Source organism: Hoeflea sp. AS16 (assembly GCF_038900095.1).
In the GTDB taxonomy this organism is placed as follows: Bacteria; Pseudomonadota; Alphaproteobacteria; order Rhizobiales; family Rhizobiaceae; genus Hoeflea.
Genome location: NZ_JBBMQQ010000011.1, coordinates 101158 through 121661, shown reverse-complemented (window position 1 = coordinate 121661; position 20504 = coordinate 101158). Strand labels below are relative to the sequence as shown.

The following is a 20504-nucleotide window of genomic DNA, read 5'->3' as shown; positions in this document are numbered from 1 at the left end:
GATTGCATTTAAGCGGTAGCGCACAACCAGCATGGTGTTATTTCTAACGTCGAACAATTGACAAGAATGGGCATTCTTCGTGTTCTTGACACGTACCACTAGCCTCAATGCCTCAAACCGCGAATATCCTTTTCCAAAATCGGCGCTGCGGAATCGCTAATTCACTCGCAGTGTTACTACAACTATAGGTGTGTTTCTCCAAAACCAAAACCGCCCCCCAAAACCCTCAGGCTCCGGGAGGCGGCGCATCAGGCACCAGGCCCCAACCCTCAATCCACGTTGAACACCAGCGGCTTGGCCTGTTTGATGGCGTGGTGGGCGGTGAGCTTGTCGAGGACGTCCTGGCCGACCAGTTCGTCGACATAGAGCAGGGCGATGGCGTTGCCGCTTTCCTTTTCGCGGCCGAGCTGGAAGTTGGCGATGTTGACGCCGGCGTCGCCCAGCGTCGAGCCCATGAAGCCGATCATGCCGGGCACGTCGGTGTTGGCGATGTAGATCATGTGCTGGCCGACATCCGCATCAAGATTGATGCCCTTGATCTGGATGAAGCGCGGCTTGCCGTCCGAGAACACGGTGCCCGCGACCGAACGGGTCTGCCGCTCGGTGGTCACGGTCAGCTTGATGTAGCCGTCATAGACACCGGTCTTGTCGCGCTTGACCTCGGAGAGCACGATGCCCTTTTCCTTGACCATGATCGGGGCCGAAACCATGTTGACGTCGGAGACCTGGTTGCGGATCAGACCGGCCAGCAGGGCCGAGGTCAGCGCCTTGGTGTTCATGCCCGCAGTCACGCCGTCATAAAGGATTTCGATTTCCTTGATCGGGCTTTCGGTGACCTGGCCGGCAAACGAGCCGAGCACATCGGCGAGCCGGATGAAGGGTTTCAGCACCGGTGCTTCTTCCGCAGTGATAGACGGCATGTTGATGGCGTTGGAGACCGCGCCGCGGACCAGGTAATCCGACATCTGCTCGGCCACCTGCAGCGCCACGTTTTCCTGCGCTTCCGTGGTCGAGGCGCCGAGATGCGGCGTGCAGACCACGTTGGGCAGGCCGAACAGCGGGCTTTCGGTTGCCGGCTCGGTCTCGAACACGTCAAAACCTGCACCGGCGACATGGCCAGACTTGATCGCTTCGGCCAGTGCCGCCTCGTCGACCAGGCCGCCACGGGCGCAGTTGATGATGCGCACGCCCTTTTTGGTCTTGGCCAGCGCCTCGGCATTCAGGATGCCGCGGGTCTTGTCGGTCATCGGCACATGCAGGGTGATGAAATCGGCCTGGGCGAGCAATTCGTCAAGCTCGACCTTGGTGACGCCCATTTCCTCGGCCCGCTCCTGCGACAGGAACGGGTCATAGGCGACAACCCGCATTTTCAGGCCGATGGCGCGCGAGCAGACGATGCCACCGATATTGCCCGCACCGATGACGCCAAGCGTCTTGCCGGTGATCTCGACGCCCATGAACTTGGATTTTTCCCACTTGCCGGCCTGGGTCGAGGCATCCGCTGCCGGCAGCTGGCGGGCAACCGCGAACATCAGCGCGATGGCGTGTTCGGCGGTGGTGATCGAGTTGCCGAACGGCGTGTTCATGACGATGATGCCGCGGCGCGAGGCGGCCGGGATATCGACATTGTCGACGCCGATGCCGGCGCGGCCGATCACCTTGAGGTTGGTCGCGGCCGCGATCAGCTTTTCCGTCGCCTTGGTGGCCGAGCGGATGGCAAGGCCGTCATAATCGCCGATGATTTCGAGCAGCTTTTCCTTGTCCTTGCCGAGCTTCGGCATGAAATCCACTTCAACGCCGCGATCGCGAAAGATCTGGACGGCGGTTTCCGACAGGGCGTCGGATACGAGTACGCGAGGTGCCATGATGGCCTCCATTGATAAGGTCTGAATGATGGGATTGGGCAGCGTGGACCGCGCGGGATCAGACCGGCGCGGTCACCAGGGCTATGGTCAGGCGGCCTGCCTGAGCGCGGCTTTTTCCTGGGCGAAAGCCCACGACAGCCACGGGGTCAACGCTTCGAGATCCGATGTCTCGACGGTGGCGCCACACCAGATCCGCAAGCCCGCGGGGGCATCGCGGTAGGCGCCGATGTCGAGCGCCACGCCTTCCTTGTCGAGACGGCCAACCATTGCCTTGGCGAAGGCGGCCTGCGCGTCGGGTGCAAGGGCTGCGATCTCCGGATCGGCGATCACCAGGCACACGGAGGTGTTGGAACGGGTCGCCTCGACCTTGGCCAGGTTGGCGATCCAGTCATTCTCGGCAACGAAGCGGTGCAGAACATTTGCATTGGCGTCAGCACGCGCCATCAGCCCCTTGAGGCCGCCGACTTTCCCGGCCCATGTCAGCGCATCGATATAGTCCTCGACGCACAGCATCGACGGCGTGTTGATGGTCTCGCCCTTGAAGATGCCCTCGATCAGCTTGCCGCCCTTGGTCATGCGGAAGATCTTCGGCAGCGGCCAGGCCGGCACGTAGCTTTCGAGCCGCTCGACAGCGCGGGGGCTCAGGATCAGCACGCCGTGGCCGCCCTCCCCGCCCAGAACCTTCTGCCAGGAGAAGGTGGTGACATCGAGCTTGGCGAAGTCGAGGTCCTGCGCAAACGCCGCGGAAGTTGCGTCGCAAATGGTCAGCCCCTGCCGGTCGGCCGGGATGAATTCGGCATCGGGAACCCGCACGCCGGAGGTGGTGCCGTTCCAAGTAAAGACCACGTCGCGATCGAAATCGATCTGCGAAAGGTCGGGAAGCTCGCCATAGGGCGCAGTAATCTTGCGGACATCATCGAGCTTGAGCTGCTTGACCACATCGGTGATCCAGCCTTCGCCAAAGCTTTCCCAGGCCACCATGTCGACGCCGCGGGCGCCGAGCATCGACCACAAGGCCATTTCGACGGCGCCGGTGTCGGACGCCGGCACGATGCCGATGCGGTAATCGTCCGGAACGCCGAGAATCTCGCGCGTCAGGTCGATGGCCTGCTTGAGTTTGGATTTGCCGATCTTGGCCCGGTGCGAGCGGCCAAGAGCCGCATCAGAGAGCGCTTCGGGCGTCCAACCGGGACGCTTGGCGCAGGGACCAGAAGAAAAACGGGGATTGGCCGGACGCACGTCCGGCTTGGTGTCAGTCGTCATAATGGCTATCCTTCCAGATAGTGGCCCCTCGTTGGGGAGGGGTGGCCCACTGACCGGGTTAGACCTCGGCGATTCCGGAGTCAAGCCGCATTATGCGCTGCAGCATAGGAAAAAGGGCGGAGATGATCCGCCCTTTCAACTCTCTCGATGCCTGGCTGACCTACCAGAGATTGTAGCGCAGGCCGACCCGGACTTCATGTTTCTGGAAGCCGTTGTCCTGGATCTGGTAGCCCGATGCACCGGCCAGTATCGCGGTGGCATCGAAGCCGGCCTGGTTTCCGGATTCGATCTTGGAATACTTGTAACCGAGGTCCAGCTTGAGATCCTGGGTCAGGTCATAGGAGACACCGCCCATCAGCGCGTAGGTGAAGCGCCAGCTCTGGTTTCCGGCCCCGACGCTGGCGGTGATGCCGCCTATGCCGCAGGCGTTGCCGGCAACCGAAACACAGCTCAGATCACTGTTGTAGGACTCCCAGGTCAGCCGGGTGAACCCGACGCCTGCACCGACATAGGGCGTGAAGCCGACGAAGGTTCCCAGGTCGACATAGGCATTGGCCATGAAGCCGAAATGCTCGAAATTCTGCACATCCTCGCCGGCACACTGGCCGCTCGCCACACCCGGGCAGTTCAGTGTCGAGCTTCTGGAGCCGAAGAACCGTCCCTTGGAGAAATCGAACGTGAGATCGCCGCGGAAATAGTCGGTGAAATTGTAGCCGACACCCACCGACCCGGACACATCGTCATTCAGCGATGAGCTGTTGAACGGCGTCGAGGTGTATGTTCCCGGCGTTCCGGCGGTAAACACCTGGTAGTTGGTGGCTACACCGCGGGTTTTGGCGGAGTACCCGAGATCGCCGCGCAAGTACCAGCCTGAACCGATCTCGACCGATTTCGTCACCGGCAATTCCTTGGCGTAGATGATTTCATCAAGATCTGCCGCGTGGGCAGGCGCTGCAATTCCCATCAAAGCAGCAATGCTGGACGCCGCAGCGAAACGCATGATCATGGCCAAATTCCCTTCAATTGATCCGGCCGGCTCGAACGCGTCCCGGATACGTATGAAGACCACTATGGCGGCGACTGGTTAAGTCACAGTTAAGCATGTTTGTTAACCGTGATTTTCCGCGTGGCTGCGGCTTAAAAAATGACCATTGAACAAGACAGCGCGCAAACAAAAACCGCCCGGCGTTGCTGCCGGGCGGTTCGAAACGAATGCTGGTCTGGTGCGGTTTGGCCGGGGCCTACTTGTAGACCGCAGGCATGATCGGAGCAGGTTCGATATAGACCTGTTCCTGGTCGCAACCGCCGAAGCCGTAGCGCAGACCGCCACGGACCTCATGCGAGGAGATCGCCTTGTGGTAGCCCTGGTAACCGGCGCTGTTGAGGCTCTTGAACATCGCGCCGCCGGCAATGTGGCGGTAGCGGTAGCCGACATCGGCTTTTAGGTGGCAGTTGATGTCAACCGAAGCACCGGCCATCAGCGCATAGGTGAAGCGCCATCCGGCAGCGCCGCCATGGTTGAAGGACGGGTCGCAATTGTTGGCATTGCCGGTTTCGCAGGATGTGTTGTTCAGGTCATCCCACTTGACGCGCGTGCCACCGATACCGCCACCGGCGTAGAAGGTGAAACGGCCCTTCTTGTAGAGGTCGACATAGGCGTTTGCCAGCAGGCCATAGCCGGTCACCGAAGTCAGGTCGGTCGAGGTGCAGGCCGTGGCCACGCCGCAGCTGCCCGTGGTCGAGCCCCTGAACTTTGCCTTGCCGAAATAGTCCAGCGTCACATCCGTGCGCAAACGCTGATTGATCTGGTATCCGACACCGACGCCGACGCTGTAGGAAGAGCGCAGCGATGAGGTGGTGAACGGTGCATAGGTGTTCAGGCCGCCCTGGAAGAATTCGGCGCCCTTCATCTTGTTCCAGGAATATCCGACGTCGCCGCGGAGATACCAGCCACCGGCAGCAGAGACCGTCTGAACGGGCGCCTCATAGACAGGCGCTTCAACATACGGGGCTGGCAGCACATCAGCTGCTCCAGCAATACCTACACCGGCAAACAGCATGGCAGTACCAGCCAGGAAAATCTTTCTCATGATAGACTCCATCGTCGAGACATGCGCTGTCGCCGGTTCTGGTGACAACACGATTGTTGGTTCGCGATGGATAATGAAGCAGAAAAGTTAAAGCGCACTTAACCACGTCTCTTTACCAAGAATCGAAGAACAAGAAGCGCAACTGTTACTGTGGGATGGCAAAACCGGAGCTGTTTTTGAATTCAGGGCCGATCGGCAAAGATCAGAAGACGCCGAAATCAGGCACAGGCGACCAAACAGCAGCCTTTTGGGCAGGCCACGTGAAGTATGCCTGAAGTTTTTGCTTGTTTTCGCAAGCACTCACAGACCGGACAGGAATATTCGGCTGCTTGAGCCGCCCTGCCCTGCATCAATTCCGGCGGATTGCCCCGGAAGATGCAAGCTATCCGTCAGGCCGCGTTGCGGGCGCCCGAGATGACGTTGATCAGCTGATCCACGACCGTCTCGATATTCTCGCGGTTATCGCCTTCTGCCATGACCCGGATAAGCGGCTCTGTTCCCGAAGGACGGATGACCAGGCGGGCAGAACTGCCCAGGGTCGCCTCGGCATCGGCAATGGCGGCCTTCACCAGGGCATCGTTGAGCGGATTGCCGCCCGAATGCCGCACGTTCTTGAGCACTTGCGGCACCGGCTCAAACCTGCGGCAGACTTCCGACACGGGACGCCCCATACGCTGCACGCACGCCATCACCTGCAAGGCCGCAACAAGACCATCTCCGGTGGTGGCAAAGTCCGACAGGACGATATGGCCCGACTGCTCGCCGCCGACATTGAACCCATGCTTGCGCATGTGTTCCACGACGTAGCGGTCACCGACCTTGGTCCGGGCAAGCGTCAGATCGATGCCGTCAAGGAACCGCTCCAGACCAAGATTGGACATCACGGTGGCAACGATACCGTCGCCACGCAGCAAACCATCCGCCTTCCAGGATTCAGCGATCAGCGCCATCAGCTGGTCGCCGTCGATAACCGCGCCGGTCTCGTCGACAATCAGCACACGGTCCGCATCGCCATCCAGCGCAATGCCGATGTCGGCCCGGACTTCATGCACCTTGCGTGACAGCGCGACGGGATGGGTCGAGCCGCAATTGAGATTGATGTTCGTGCCGTTCGGCTCTTCGCCAATCGCGATCACGTCCGCTCCGAGTTCCCAAAGTGCTGCCGGAGCAACCTTGTAACCCGCCCCGTTGGCGCAATCGACAACGACACGCATACCCGACAAGGTGATGTCCTTGGGCAGCGTGCGCTTGGCAAATTCGATATAGCGGTCGTGCACACCGTCAACGCGCTTGGCGCGGCCGATCGAATCCGGGCGCGCCAGCTGCAGATGGATGTCCTCGTCCATCAGCTCCTCGATGCGATGCTCCAGATCGTCCGACAGCTTGAAACCATCGGGGCCGAACAGCTTGATGCCATTGTCCTGGTAGGGATTGTGGGAGGCCGAAATCATCACCCCGATATCGGCGCGCAGGGAGCGGGTCAGCATCGCCACCGCCGGCGTCGGGATAGGCCCGAGCAGGAACACGTCGAGCCCGGCAGCGGTAAAGCCTGCCACGAGCGCGTTCTCGATCATGTAGCCGGACAGACGGGTATCCTTGCCGATCACCACCCTGTGCCGGTGATCACCGCGTCGAAACAGGTTACCGACCGCAATACCCACCCGCATTGCCAGGTCCGGCGTCATGGGCGCCTTGTTTGCCTGGCCACGAATTCCATCCGTGCCAAAATATCGCCTGCTCATGGAAGCCCCCGGTACAATCCAGATAAAATATTCTCGTATCCCTGTTGATCCAACACATCGACGCGGGAATACAATCAGATTTTGTTACAAACCGTTGCAATACACAACAAAACAGCCGCCCGAAAGCGGCTGTTATCAAATCTTGGCTGGTATGGTTTACGCCGGACCGCGCCTTATTGCGGCTGCGGTTCCAGACCTGTGTCAGGCTCATCGCCCTTCTTGCCGGCTCCGCCCTTCTTGGCGCCGGCCGTCGGAACCGCGGTACCACGGCTCGGCGGGGTGTCGTCGTCAAGGTCACGGGCAGGCTTCTCGCCGCGGATCAGCGCCTTGATTTCCTCGCCGGACAGCGTTTCATATTCAAGCAGGCCTTCGGCGATGGCGATGAATGCCTTCTTCTTCTTGGTCAGGATCTCGCGGGCTTCGCTGTATGCCTGATCAATCAGACGGCGAATCTCGCTGTCGATCTTCTGCGCGGTGGCTTCGGAGACATTCTTCTGCTGCGCCACCGAATGACCAAGGAAAACCTCCTGCTGGTTTTCGCCATAGGCAACCTGACCGAGTTCGTCGGAGAAGCCCCACTCGGTCACCATCGCACGGGCAAGCTTGGTCGCCTGCACGATATCGGAAGACGCACCGGACGTGATGTTCTCCTTGCCGAAGGTCAGTTCCTCGGCAACGCGGCCACCCATCATGATCGCCAGCCGTGACACCATCCACTTGTAGCTCATCGAGTAGCGGTCGGCCTCGGGCAACTGCATGACCATGCCCAGTGCACGGCCGCGCGGAATGATGGTCGCCTTGTGCACGGGATCGGCCACGGCGACATTGAGCGCAACGATGGCATGCCCGGCTTCGTGATAGGCGGTGAGCTTCTTTTCTTCCTGGGTCATGGCCGTCGAGCGGCGCTCTGCGCCCATCATGACCTTGTCCTTGGCGTCTTCGAACTCGGCCATCGTGACCAGACGCTTGTTGCGCCGCGCCGCCAGCAATGCGCCTTCATTGACCAGGTTCATCAGGTCAGCACCGGAGAAACCGGGTGTGCCGCGGGCAAGAACCTTGAGATCGACATTCGGCGCCATCGGCACGTTGCGGACGTGCACCTTGAGGATCTTCTCACGGCCATTGACGTCGGGAAGCGGAACCACAACCTGACGGTCAAACCGGCCCGGGCGCATCAGCGCAGGGTCGAGCACGTCGGGACGGTTGGTCGCCGCGATCAGGATGATGCCTTCATTGGCTTCAAAACCGTCCATCTCGACGAGCAACTGGTTGAGCGTCTGTTCGCGCTCATCATTGCCGCCGCCAAGTCCGGCGCCACGATGGCGTCCGACGGCGTCAATTTCGTCGATGAAGATGATGCAGGGCGCATTCTTCTTGGCCTGCTCGAACATGTCGCGAACGCGGCTTGCGCCGACGCCGACAAACATTTCAACAAAATCCGAACCGGAAATCGTGAAGAAAGGCACATTGGCTTCGCCTGCCACAGCACGTGCCGTCAGCGTCTTGCCGGTGCCGGGAGGGCCCACCAGCAGAACGCCGCGCGGGATCTTGCCGCCGAGTCGCTGGAACTTCTGCGGGTCACGCAGGAATTCGACGATCTCTTCAAGATCCTGCTTGGCCTCATCAACGCCGGCCACATCCGCAAACGTCACGCGGCCATGCGCTTCGGTCAGAAGCTTTGCCTTCGACTTGCCAAATCCCATGGCACCCCGTGAGCCGCCCTGCATCTGGCGCATGAAGAAGATCCAGACACCAAGAATGAGAAGGATCGGCAGCCAGGAAATCAGGTAGCCGACAAGCGTGTTGGAACTGTCGACTTCCGGCTTGGCAATAATTGTCACATTGCGGTCATTCAACCGCTGGATAAGGCTGGGATCACCGGGCGAATAGGTTTGAAACCCCGTCGCGGTATCGGTGTAGTTGCCGGAAATCTTCTCGCCGACGATGGTCACGTCGCGGACACGGCCTGCATCAATATCCTTGAGAAACTGCGAATAGGCGATATCACGCCCCGCCGTCCGTTCGGTTGGACTCTGGAACATGTTGAACAATGCGATCAACAGAAGCGCGATGATTGCCCACAGGGCAAAATTGCGGAAGTTGGGATTCATACTCTTCCTCGGGGATCAAGGCCTGCAGCCACCGGCGCATAACCGTATTTCGAAAACTCAACCTGTAACATAGGAGCCCGGAGGGGTCTTGCCAAGGCTGGCAGCGGTGTTTGTCATTGCACTTTCATCGCAGTTAACGCCGGAATATCCAGCGAATTGGCCCACGGGCACTTAGCAAACGGCTTAAGCTTGGCCAATCGTGCCAGCGCCTGGGCCACGGGCAACTGCTGCACCGTCAGAATATGGGAACTGCGGCCGGCAAGCGGCTGACAGACAAATCCGCCAACCACGCCGTCCTCCATGCCCAGATCTGCCGGAAAAATGCCGGCTTCGCGGCTGAAACAGGGCATAAATCCACCGTTTCCGCCGCCTGATACCTTGAGAACGGATTTGGAAGAGAGATTGTGAACACGAAAGCGCCGGTCCCAGACGCCGCATGCACCCGGCGCGAGGGTGAGATCGGCAATGCCCCGGCCTTCCCGCCGGAGAGTGAGGCAGCCGCCGCGACGCCGGATCAGTGTCCGCCCCAGGCTGATTGCCTGGCCGTTGCCGTCCGCGCTGAATGAACGCATAAACTCTGCAAGCGTCGCTTTGCCGCGCCTGTCGATGGGACGCGGCGCCCCGCCGCACAAGTCGATCAGCGCTTCCAGCGCGGCCACGGTCACATCCGCAGCATCATCCGGGCCGAACCGCATCCGGACCAGGCCGCTCACATCAACAAGGCAATTGGCATCGACAAAGTCCGCCACCCGGCAGGCAAGCTGGTAACGGGCGACAGCAATCCGCCCGGCATCGGGATCGGCAACAGCCGCCCCTTCTTCGCTGAGCCTGGTTCGAACCCGCACCCGCTCGAAGCGCGGATCGGTGTTCGACGGATCCTCGATCCAGTCCCCAACACCTCTCTCGCGAAGAAAGTCCCGGATCGCGGCGCGGGGGAGCCCCAGCAGCGGACGCAACACCCACATTCGCCCGTCAAACAGGGTTGCCGGCGGAATGCCTGCAAGGCCCGGCGCATCGTCCGATGAACTGCGAACACGGCGCATGGCCAGTGTCTCGTTCTGGTCATCCCGCGTATGCGCGGTCAGAACAGCCCCGAGGCCCAGGCGTGCGGAGGCCTCGACCATCAGGCGATAACGCGCCGCCCGGGCTGCGGCTTGCACCCCGGTGGCCGGCTGGCCGCTTTCCCATCTGAGCGTTTCATGACGGATGCCGAGCCTCCGGCAGCGCGATTTCACCCAGCGCGCCTCGTCCGCCGATCCGGGACGAAGACCATGATCCACCGTCAAGGCCACAAGCCGTGTCGCCGGCAGCAGGGCAGCAAGCCCGTACAGCAGCCCGAGAGAATCCGAACCTCCCGACACCGCGATTCCAAGCGGACGCGGGCTGGTCAGACCGGCTAGAAATTCACGGAGACATTGAAGACATTGCTGCGGCGTTTGCGCAGGGCCGCCCGAAGGATCAGGCATCATCGGGATCGGCAGGAAGTCAGCAACTTGCCCGCAGCTGCTCTTCGCTGACCTTGGCGCGGACCGCAGCGGAAGCGCCCGGGTAGCGGATCAGGACTTCGCGCAGCGTGGCGCAGGCCGTTTCGCGATTGTCGAGCTTGGCCAGCGACATGCCCAGCTTCAACAGCGTATCGGCACCCTTGTCTGCACGGGGATAGCGCTTGTGCGCGTCGAGAAAGGTCTTGGCCGAGTCCTGGTATTTGCCTTGCGAATACTGCGCCTCGCCCAGCCAGAACATTGCATCGGAGGCACGCGGATCTTCCGGATTGCTGGCGACGTAGTCCTGGAACACCTGCTCGGCCAGGGCATAATCACCCGCCAGCATGTGATTGTAGCCAGCCTGGTACATGTCCTCGGGTGATGACAGCGAAGCCGTTTCGTTGCCCCCGTCCATCGGCTCGATGATTCCGCCGATGAGATCACCCTTGTCGTCAAACCGGATCGATCCGAGATCGGTGGCAGGCGCACCTGCCCCCTGCCCGGCCTGGCTGGTCGATGCAGTGGTTGATTGCTCGATGCCCGGCTGGGTGACCGCCGGACCTGCATCGGAGCGCTGGTTGCCGGTTTTCTCAAGTTCCTGGAAGCGGAACTCGTTGTCCTGCTGCATCTGGCGCATCTGCTCCTGCATCTGCAGCAGCTGGAACCCGAGCTCCTCGATGCGGCCATTGAGCCCGCGGATCTGTTCTTCAAGCTGCCCGATCCGGTAGACCGGGTCTCCGGCCTGCGCCAGGACAACCGGTGCGCGGCTTGTCTGTGCAGCGCCGACCGGAGCCGGCGGCAACGGCGATTGATGCGAAAATGCGGAAAGCAGCGGTGCTGCATTCACAGGAAAGGCGAATGCACTGATCGCCACCGCTGCGAGTAATCTGGAAATGGATTTCATCGGCCTGACCTCATTACGCGGGTATATGCCCGGACAACTGGATAACGCATGGCGGGACACCAAATCAACGCACAAACCGGCCAAACTATGGTGAAACGGAGCTGCCATAAAAAAGATGGCGGCCCAGAGACCGCCATCTTGCATTTCAAAGCCTGTATCTGCCGTCAGCTTCCGGCGCCACCGATAACGGTAACCGCACGCCGGTTCTGCGACCAGCAGGAGATGTCGTCGCAAACCGCGACCGGACGTTCCTTGCCGAACGAGATCGTGCGGATACGGTTGGCGGCAACACCGCGAGTGGAGAGATACTGCCGTGCGGCAGCAGCGCGGCGGGCTCCGAGCGCAAGGTTGTATTCCCGTGTGCCGCGCTCGTCGGCATGGCCTTCAACCGTGATCTGGTAATTCGGATACTGGTTGAGCCACTGTGCCTGCCGGTCAAGCGTCGCGGCCGCATCGGAGCGGATCACCGAGGAATCCGTGTCGAAGAAAATCCGGTCGCCAACATTGACGGTGAAGTCCTGCTGGGTTCCCGGAGCCGCGTTTCCGGCCAGGCCGAGATCGGCGGCGTTGTTGGGCAGATTGTTCTTTTTCGACGCGCAACCTGTCAGCATGAGCGCTGCGAACAGCGCGATCATCGCCGGGTTGCGGGCAAGTTCTTGCATGCGGCGCATGGCCGGACTCCTTGGAAGTGTTTGGTTGATCATTTGTAACCGGTCGCGGTTAATCGGCGTTGAAGAAAGACGGTTAAAATTCTCTCTATTTCGTCCCTGGTTGCAGCGTTTGGACGCACAATGCGGCGCAAACACGGCAGAAACCTGCCTTTTTCAGGACCTGCACTACTCCAGCAAGGGCGACCAGGCCGGATCCGAAGCATAGCTCGGAGTGCTCACCAGCTGCTCGTTGTAGCCGGTCAGGTCGATCGAGTAGATCTGCGGACCGCCCGCACCGGCTGGCTGACGGAAGAACATCAGCACCCGGCCATTCGGGCTCCAGGTCGGGCCTTCATTGTGAAACCCGGTGGTCAGGATGCGCTCGCCTGACCCGTCAGTGCGCATCACGCCGATCGAGAACTTGCCGCCCGATTGCTTGGTGAACGCGATCAGATCGCCGCGCGGGGACCAGACCGGCGTCGAATAGGACCCGTCCCCGAATGACACACGGCGCTGGTTGGAACCGTCAGCTCCCATGATGTAGAGCTGCTGGCGCCCACCGCGGTCGCTTTCGAAAACGATCTGGCTGCCATCAGGCGAGTAGGACGGCGATGTGTCGATCGCGGCCGTATTCGTCAGCCGCGTGGTCTGACGCGAACGCAAGTCCATGGTGTAGATGTTGGCATTGCCTTCCTGCTGAAGGCTCATGATCACCTTCTGCCCATCTGGCGAGAACCGCGGCGAGAACGTCATGCCGGGAAAATTGCCGACCAGTTCGCGCTGGCCGGTTTCCAGTTGCAGCAGATAGACCCGCGGCTGACCGCCCTCGAACGACATGTAGGTGATTTCCTGGCGCGAGGGCGAAAACCGCGGGGTCAGGACGATGTCGTTGGCATTGGTCAGCATGCGCAGGTTCGCGCCGTCCTGGTCCATGATCGCGAGCTGTTTCTTGCGGTCGGTTTTCGGTCCGCTTTCGGAGACGAACACCACCCGGCTGTCGAAATAACCCTTCTCGCCGGTCAGTCGCTCGTAGATCGAATCGGCGATGATATGCGCCACACGCCGCCAGTTTTCAGGACGGGTGAAGAACTGCTCGCCCGAAAGCTGCTGGTTGGCAAACGTGTCCCAAAGCCGGAACTCGGCCCGCAAGCGGCCATCCGCCTCGCGCGCCAGCCGGCCGGTCACCAGCGCCTGCGCGTTGATCACCCGCCAGTCCTGGAACCGGGGCGCCACATCGGGATTGGAAATCTTCTCGATGAAGGCGGCCTTGTCGATCGGTGCAAACAGGCCGGACCGCTTGAGATCGGCAGCAACAACCGCGGCAATCTGTGCCCCCACCGCGTCGTCGGAAATGAAATCGGTGATCGCGATCGGCAAGGGCTCGACATTGGCGCGGTTGATGTCGATCTCGACGACCGCACGCGCAGGGCCTGCCGTCAGCAGAACAAGTGCGGCAACCATTGCCAGTGGCAAGACAAGAATGTGGTTGATCGTTTTCATAATGCAGCCTTTCAGCGCTTAGAACATCTGGCTGGGATCGAAGTTCACGATCACATCCGCCCATGAATCATATTTCTCTTTCGGCAACTGGTAGGGCTGTGCCCTGAGCACCGCGCGACGGGCGCTGCCGGACAAGGTACCACGTGTTCCCGCAGATCCGCCGCTGGCGGTGACATCCGGCTCGCCGATGATATTGCCCGCCAGATCAAGTCGCATCCTGACCGTGACCCGCACATCTCCGCCATCCGCCATGCCCGGGATGATGTTCCAGTATTTCTGGATCTGGCCGCGCAGGGCATCCATCTCGCTCTGGCTCAGCGTATTGCCCCGCGTTGTCCGGGTACCGCCGAGTGATGCGGTTTCGGTCGTCCGCTTGGCGCCGCCGCCGGCAGCATCCTGCTTGTTGAGAAGCGCTGCAACCTGGTCGGCATTGAAATCGCTCTCTTTCGACGAGGCATTTTCCTGCGCGTCCTGCTTGGCAACTTTCTTGACCGGTTCAGGCCGTTTTTCCGGCACCGGTCCGGCACTCGGCAGCGCCGCGAATTGCGGTTCGGACGGCGCTGCCTCGGCAATCGCTTCGGCCACCGGATCCGGTGTCGTCTGGGCCGGCAAGGCCGCGACATCGACCGGCGCGGGTGTCGGTTCAGCGGGCTTTTGCGCCGGTTCGGCGGCAGGCTTTGGCGCCGGTTTGGGTTCCGTTACCTTGACCGGTTCCGGCGCTGGTGCCTTGGGCGCAGGCTCGGCCTTCGGTGCGGGTTTCTCAGCTGGTTTCGGCGGCGCTTCGGACACCACTTCCTTCGGGCTTGGCTTGGCCGCCTTGCTCGATTTCAGGTCGACCGAGTTGTCACCGGCATTTTGCGCATCCGGCACCGGGTCGGGACGCGACGTCGGAGTGGGCGCTGCCTTTTCGGCAACGGGCGCTGTTTTCTCGCCCTGCTGGATCTGGGTGATCTCCTCGATCGGCACGATGCTGACCGGAAAGGATTCCACATCCGCGACCTCAAGCGTGCGCGGTGCAGTGAAGGACGACAGCGCGACCCCCAGCACAAGCGCATGCAATACCGTAGATGTCGCCAGACTTCCCTTCATCAGCGCGCCGTCAACTGTCCTGTTCCTGCAACGTCACCAGGCCAAGGTTCTTGAACCCGGCCGCGGAAATACGCGCCATCACCTTCATGACCGTGCCGTAGTCCGCATTGGTGTCGCCGCGGACATAAATCCGTTCATCATAGCCGGTGGTGGCGATGGCCTCGAGCTTGGCAACCACTTCATCGATTGCGATTTCGGTTTCCTGCAGAAACACCTGGCCCGTTGAATTGACCGAAACCGTAATCGGCTGGGTTTCGGAATTCAGCGCCTTGGCTTCTGTCTCCGGCAGGTCGATCGGCACGCCGACCGTCAGCAGCGGTGCGGCGACCATGAAGATGATCAGCAGCACCAGCATCACGTCGACGAACGGCGTGACGTTGATTTCGCTCAAAAGCTGCTTGCGGTTGCCCCGTCTTCCGCGGCGCGAACCGCCGCCCCGGCCACCCTGTGCGGACATGCCCATGTGAGCCCCCTATTCCGCGGCCTGACGGGCGTTCGAACGCTCGTCGATCTGGCGCGAAAGGATGCCTGAAAACTCGTCGGCAAAACCTTCCATCCGGGCCGACAGCTTGCCGGCGTCGGACGAAAACTTGTTGTAGGCGATAACCGCGGGAATGGCGGCGAGCAGGCCGATGGCGGTGGCAAGCAGCGCTTCGGCGATACCCGGCGCCACGACGGCAAGATTGGTCGATTTCGATCCGGCAATCGCCTGGAAGGAGGTCATGATGCCGACCACGGTGCCGAACAGCCCGATGAACGGAGCCGCCGATCCGATTGTCGCCAGCGAACTCAGCCGTGCTTCCAGCCCGTCCGCTTCACGCGCCAGCGTCACGTCCATCGCCTTGTCGATGCGCATTTGCAGACCGATCGGCGACTTGGCGCCGCGCTCAAACGATTTTTTCCATTCGCGCATGGCCGAGACGAAAATCGCGCTCATGCCCGACGACTTCTTGTCCGAGAGAGTGCGGTACAATTCCTCAAGCGACTGCCCGGACCAGAACACCTGCTCGAACTGGTCAAGCTGGCGCCGGAACTTGCCGAACGAGATCCATTTGTCCGCGACAATGGCCCAGGTCCAGATCGATGCGCCAATAAGGCCAAGCATGACGATCTTGACTACAAAACCAGCCTGCATGAAGAGCGACCAAAGCGTTACGTCGCTGGTTGCTGCAAGTCCAACCTGTTCCATTCAATAAACCCTCGAATCCAAACGCCCGGTTTAATTACCGGGCGGCCAAGACGTCACTTTTGCCGGGAGACCAGAAGTGAGCGATTGCCGCCTATTCACTTGCTAGTCTTCTTGCGGCCAATTTTGGTCAAAGGATGGCGTACGCGTTCCACACAATCCTATTGGTTTCGGTAATAAATTATTATGGTTAAGGCTTGGTTAGGATTCAAAACACGATGCCGTGACGGTACCAGACCCCATCCGTCAGTCCGGCAGCGTGAGGATAACCGGGCCGTTGCGGCTGGCGACCACCGTGTGTTCAAACTGGACCGTCAGCGCGCGCGGATGGGAATAGAGCGTCCAGGCTCCATCATCCCCGTCATCGGCAAATGTTGCCCCCAGCGACAGGAAGGGTTCAATCGTGAACACCTGCCCGTCCTGCATCAGCCGTTTTTCGCGGCGGTCCGGCCAGGTGGCAATTTCCTCCGGCTCGTCGTGCAGCGACAGTCCCACCCCGTGGCTGGCCAGATTGCGGATGAGTGTATAGCCGTTCTTCTTGGCAAACTTGCCCACCGAGTCCCCGATCGCTGCATAGCGCGCACCGCTTTTGACTTGCGTGAGACCTGCCGTCAGCGCCCGCTTGCCGTCCCTCAGCAAACGCGCTGTCTTCTGCGCGACGGGCGCAAGACCGAACGATGCCCCCGTGTCGCCGAAATAGCCGTCCTTGACCGCCGATACATCGATGTTGATCAGGTCGCCGGCGGCAATCACACGGTCACCGGGAACGCCATGCGCGACTTCCTCATTGATCGAGATGCAGGTCGCCCCGGGAAACTCGTAGCAGACCTCGGGCGCCGACTGGGCGCCATGCGCCTCCAGGTTCTGACGCCCGATCAGGTCAAGTTCGCGGGTGGTCATGCCCGGCTCCATCGCCCTGGCCATGATGTGTATCGTATTTGCGCAAATCTTGCCGATGTGCCGCAGTTTTTCCAGTTCGTCTTCCGATGAGATCACCACGGCGATCATCCTTTCCTTGAATTTCAGGCAGCTCCGCCACCGGTAAACCGCTCCAGGAGAGCGTCAGGCAACCGTCTCGCACGGCCCAGCCCGTTGACGACAGCGACCGTGACAACGGCACCGGCCAGCACATCGTCGCCGCGAAGAATGGTCTGTTCCAGCATCATGCGGGCGCCGCGCACCTCGCCCGGGCTGGTGACGATGGTCAGTACATCGTCCATTCGCGCCGGGGATTTGAAATCGATCTCCATCCGCCGAACGACAAACGCCACCGCGTCGGCAGGGTTGGCCTGCGCCTGCAGCGCGCCCTGAGAAACCCCGAGCAGCCGGATGAAGTCCGTCCGGCCCCGTTCGAAGAAATGCAGATAACGCGCATGATAGACGAAGCCGGAAAAATCCGTGTCCTCGTAATACACCCGCTGCGTCAGCTGGTGGCTGCCGTCGCGCATGTGTCCCGATAGCGATATGTCCATGGTTCCGGCCTGCCTGATCCCGCGCCTCGTTTTCCACAGCCCCAAGTTCGATTTGAGACAATCGTGTTTCTGTCATAAAACCGATCTATCAGGATTAAAACCATGCAGGCACAGGAGAATCATCAATGAAGATTGCAATTATGGGCGGCGACGGGTTCGTCGGTTGGCCGACATCACTGCATCTCTCCAACGCAGGGCATGAAATCCACATCATCGACAACCTGTCGCGCCGCTGGATCGACACCGAACTCGGCGTTCAGTCGCTCACCCCGATGGATTCGATCCAGGAACGCACCCGGATCTGGCACGCGGAAACCGGCAGGAAGATCCATTTCCATCTCATCGATCTCGCACAGGATTATCAGCTGCTCAAGAACTGGCTTGCCGAAGAGCGTCCCGACGCCATCGTGCATTTTGCCGAACAGCGCGCCGCGCCCTACTCGATGAAGAGCGACCGGCACAAGAATTACACCGTCAACAACAACGTCAACGCCACCCACAATTTGCTCAACGCGCTGGTGGAACTCGGCCTCGATTCGCATCTGGTGCATCTGGGCACCATGGGCGTCTACGGCTACTCGACCGTTGGCGCGGCGATCCCTGAAGGCTATCTGCCGGTGGGCATCGAGACCATGGACGGCGAGACTGTGAAGCAGGACATCCTGTATCCGGCCAATCCCGGCTCGATCTACCACATGACCAAATGCCTCGATCAGCTGATTTTCCAGTTCTACGCCAAGAACGACAATCTGCGCATCACCGACCTGCATCAGGGCATCGTCTGGGGCACCCATACCGACCAGACCCGCCGCCACGAGCAGCTGGTCAACCGGTTCGATTATGACGGCGACTACGGCACCGTGCTCAACCGCTTTCTCATCCAGGCCGCCATCGGCTATCCGCTGACCGTGCATGGCACCGGCGGACAGACCCGCGCCTTCATCCACATCCAGGATTCCGTGCGCTGCATCGAAATCGCGCTGAACAATCCGCCTGCGAGCGGCTCGAAGGTCGAGATCTTCAACCAGATGACCGAGACCCACCGGGTGCGGGATCTGGCCAAGATGATTTCGAGCATGACCGGCGCCGACATCGCCTGGTTGCCGAATCCGCGCAAGGAAGCGGCCGAGAACGACCTCGTTGTTCACAATGAAAAGTTCCTCGGGCTCGGGCTTGAGCCGACCACGCTGAAGGAAGGCCTTCTGGAAGAAGTCGTCGACGTGGCCAGGAAATACGCTTACCGCGTCGACCGTTCGCGCGTTCCGGCCGTCTCCGCCTGGACCAAGGACATCGCCAACGCGATCAACCGCGACCCTGAAGGCAAGGCGCTCAAATCCGTTTCATGAGCGATTTCCCTACCCTTCCCGCTGGCCTGGCTGCGAACAGGCCCGCGGCCAGCCATCGCGCCTATGTCACGCTTGTCACCAATGCGGACTACGCCATGGGTGCCTTGGCGCTTGCGAGGTCGGTTCAACTGACCGGGACCGAGGCCGACATGGTCGTGCTGCACACGGGTGGGGTCGAGGCTTCGGCGTTGATTCCGCTGTCGGATCTCGGCTGCCGGTTGATCCGGACCGAACTGCTCGACACCTCCGATGCCTTCAACGAACGCCATGCACGGGGCAAGCTGCACGCCGATGCGCCTTTCACCAAGGGCCGAAAACCGGCATTTCACTCGCCGCTCGACAATTTCTGCAAGCTCAGGCTCTGGCAACTCACTGATTACCAGTCCTGCGTTTTCATCGACGCCGATGCGCTTGTGTTGCGCAACATCGACAAGCTGTTTGATTACCCCGAGTTTTCCGCCGCCCCCAATGTCTACGAGACATTGCGGGATTTCCACCGGATGAATTCCGGCGTCTTCGTGGCCCGCCCGTCGCTAGAAACCTTCGCCGCCATGCTCGTGATGCTGGATCAACCCGACGCCTTCTGGCGCAGGACGGATCAGACCTTTCTCGAAACATTCTTCCCCGACTGGCACGGCCTGCCGGTCTTCATGAACATGCTGCAATATGTCTGGTTCAACCTGCCGGAGCTGTGGGACTGGAAGCAGATCGGCGTGCTGCATTATCAGTATGAAAAACCGTGGGAAGAAGGCCATCCGAGATCTGCAGATCTCAGGCCGCTGATCGATCTCTGGTATGCCTATCTGACAGGCGACGGCATCCCCGACATCGCCACGCTCCCCGGTCCGCTTTCAAGCGACTGGAACGAGGGAACCGGCGCAACCGCTTCGAAAACCTCATGACCCAGGCCCTGGTTTCAGGCGGGACCGGACAGGTTGGCAGTTTCATTGTCGAGGAACTTCTCGGCCAGGGCTATCAGGTCACCATCGGCGGCAGAACCCGACCGGCGGATGGTGTGTTTTCCAAACCCGTCAGCTTTGCGCCGCTGACGCTTGATCCGGACCTCGATCAGGCCGCGGCTTTTAACGGCATCGACCATTTCATCCACGCGGCATTCGACCATCTGCCGGGCAAATATCGTGGCGGCGAGGGTGATGACCCGGACGGCTTTCGCGCCCGTAATCTGGATGGCACGGTGCGGCTGTTCGAGACCGCGCGACAGTCCGGCGTCAAACGCTGCGTGTTCCTCTCCAGCCGCGCCGTCTATGGTCCCCAGCCTGAGGGCATCTGGCTCAACGAGGAGACGGCACCGCACCCCGACACGCTCTATGGCACGGTCAAACTCGCGGCCGAGCAGGCACTGGCGGCGTTGGCGCGGCCGGATTTTGTAACCAGCAGCCTCAGGATCACCGGCGTCTACGGCGCTGCCAGGCCCGGAATGCCGCACAAATGGCAAATGCTGTTCTCCGACTATCTCGCCGGGCACGCGGTCAAACCGCGGCGGGGTACCGAGGTGCATGGCCGCGATGCGGCCCAAGCAGTACAGATGATGCTGGAGCTGCAACCCGGTGTAATCAACGGCCTTGCCTTCAACGTGTCCGACCTGCTGCTCGGCCGTCACGACCTGCTCAAGTTGGTGCAGGCCGCTACCGGTTGCATGCATCCCCTGCCCGCCCCGGTGACCTGTTCCGCACAGGGTATGATGGACACGGGACGCCTCAGAGGCCTGGGCTGGACACCGGGCGGGACCGAATTGCTGGAGAAAACAGTCCGGTCCCTCTGTTCCGGCTAACGCCTCTTCG

Annotated in this window: 18 protein-coding genes; 3 read left to right on the top strand and 15 right to left on the bottom strand. The window is 60.9% G+C overall.

Going from position 1 to position 20504, the window contains the following annotated elements:
• Positions 1-269: 269 nt before the first annotated feature.
• The 15 genes from serA to ybgC all read right to left on the bottom strand — a co-directional run bounded on the left by serA (position 270) and on the right by ybgC (position 17356).
• Positions 270-1865, bottom strand: coding sequence for a phosphoglycerate dehydrogenase (gene serA, locus WNY80_RS20545; RefSeq protein ID WP_342889269.1), 1596 nt, complete (start codon positions 1863-1865; stop codon positions 270-272).
• A gap of 87 nt (positions 1866-1952) precedes the next feature.
• The gene (locus WNY80_RS20540; RefSeq protein ID WP_342889268.1) at positions 1953-3128 is read right to left on the bottom strand and encodes a phosphoserine transaminase; all 1176 of its coding nucleotides are present in this window, start codon (positions 3126-3128) and stop codon (positions 1953-1955) included.
• Between the two features lie 160 nt (positions 3129-3288).
• On the bottom strand, positions 3289-4134 hold the full coding sequence (locus tag WNY80_RS20535) for an outer membrane protein (RefSeq protein ID WP_342889267.1): 846 nt from the start codon (positions 4132-4134) through the stop codon (positions 3289-3291).
• Between the two features lie 235 nt (positions 4135-4369).
• On the bottom strand, positions 4370-5218 hold the full coding sequence (locus WNY80_RS20530) for an outer membrane protein (protein ID WP_342889266.1): 849 nt from the start codon (positions 5216-5218) through the stop codon (positions 4370-4372).
• Positions 5219-5607: 389 nt separating this feature from the next.
• The gene (gene glmM, locus WNY80_RS20525) at positions 5608-6960 is read right to left on the bottom strand and encodes a phosphoglucosamine mutase (RefSeq protein ID WP_342889265.1); all 1353 of its coding nucleotides are present in this window, start codon (positions 6958-6960) and stop codon (positions 5608-5610) included.
• 173 nt (positions 6961-7133) lie between these two features.
• Positions 7134-9071 carry an ATP-dependent zinc metalloprotease FtsH gene (gene ftsH, locus WNY80_RS20520; RefSeq protein WP_342889264.1) on the bottom strand — a complete coding sequence of 646 codons (1938 nt, stop codon included), beginning with the start codon at positions 9069-9071 and terminating at the stop codon, positions 7134-7136.
• A 113-nt stretch (positions 9072-9184) separates the two neighbouring features.
• Positions 9185-10432 (bottom strand): tRNA lysidine(34) synthetase TilS, encoded by a 1248-nt coding sequence (gene tilS, locus WNY80_RS20515; protein WP_342889263.1) that lies wholly within the window; start codon positions 10430-10432, stop codon positions 9185-9187.
• Positions 10433-10556: 124 nt separating this feature from the next.
• Entirely contained in the window at positions 10557-11459 is a 903-nt protein-coding gene (gene ybgF / locus WNY80_RS20510; protein ID WP_342889262.1) for a tol-pal system protein YbgF, read from the bottom strand.
• Positions 11460-11623: 164 nt separating this feature from the next.
• Complete coding sequence (pal, locus tag WNY80_RS20505) at positions 11624-12163, bottom strand: peptidoglycan-associated lipoprotein Pal (RefSeq protein ID WP_342889261.1); 540 nt, start codon at positions 12161-12163, stop codon at positions 11624-11626.
• A 132-nt stretch (positions 12164-12295) separates the two neighbouring features.
• Entirely contained in the window at positions 12296-13609 is a 1314-nt protein-coding gene (gene tolB / locus WNY80_RS20500) for a Tol-Pal system beta propeller repeat protein TolB (RefSeq protein WP_342889260.1), read from the bottom strand.
• An 18-nt stretch (positions 13610-13627) separates the two neighbouring features.
• On the bottom strand, positions 13628-14698 hold the full coding sequence (locus WNY80_RS20495) for a hypothetical protein (RefSeq protein ID WP_342889259.1): 1071 nt from the start codon (positions 14696-14698) through the stop codon (positions 13628-13630).
• Positions 14699-14708: 10 nt separating this feature from the next.
• On the bottom strand, positions 14709-15161 hold the full coding sequence (gene tolR, locus WNY80_RS20490; RefSeq protein ID WP_342889258.1) for a protein TolR: 453 nt from the start codon (positions 15159-15161) through the stop codon (positions 14709-14711).
• Between the two features lie 9 nt (positions 15162-15170).
• Positions 15171-15887, bottom strand: coding sequence for a protein TolQ (gene tolQ, locus WNY80_RS20485; RefSeq protein ID WP_342889257.1), 717 nt, complete (start codon positions 15885-15887; stop codon positions 15171-15173).
• 243 nt (positions 15888-16130) lie between these two features.
• Positions 16131-16883: a type I methionyl aminopeptidase gene (gene map / locus WNY80_RS20480; protein ID WP_342889256.1), complete on the bottom strand. Its 753-nt coding sequence runs from the start codon at positions 16881-16883 to the stop codon at positions 16131-16133.
• A gap of 23 nt (positions 16884-16906) precedes the next feature.
• Positions 16907-17356, bottom strand: a complete 450-nt coding sequence (ybgC, locus tag WNY80_RS20475; protein ID WP_342889255.1) for a tol-pal system-associated acyl-CoA thioesterase — start codon at positions 17354-17356, stop codon at positions 16907-16909.
• 125 nt (positions 17357-17481) lie between these two features.
• On the opposite strand from ybgC, the gene WNY80_RS20470 reads away from it, so the two are divergent.
• From WNY80_RS20470 to WNY80_RS20460, 3 genes are read left to right on the top strand one after another with little or no spacing between them, the layout of a single operon-like run.
• The gene (locus WNY80_RS20470; RefSeq protein WP_342889254.1) at positions 17482-18702 is read left to right on the top strand and encodes an NAD-dependent epimerase/dehydratase family protein; all 1221 of its coding nucleotides are present in this window, start codon (positions 17482-17484) and stop codon (positions 18700-18702) included.
• The gene (locus tag WNY80_RS20465; protein WP_342889253.1) at positions 18699-19604 is read left to right on the top strand and encodes a glycosyltransferase; all 906 of its coding nucleotides are present in this window, start codon (positions 18699-18701) and stop codon (positions 19602-19604) included. The genes WNY80_RS20470 and WNY80_RS20465 overlap by 4 nt, the downstream gene beginning before the upstream one ends.
• Positions 19601-20494 (top strand): NAD(P)-dependent oxidoreductase, encoded by an 894-nt coding sequence (locus WNY80_RS20460; RefSeq protein ID WP_342889252.1) that lies wholly within the window; start codon positions 19601-19603, stop codon positions 20492-20494. The genes WNY80_RS20465 and WNY80_RS20460 overlap by 4 nt, the downstream gene beginning before the upstream one ends.
• The last annotated feature ends 10 nt before the right edge of the window (positions 20495-20504 follow it).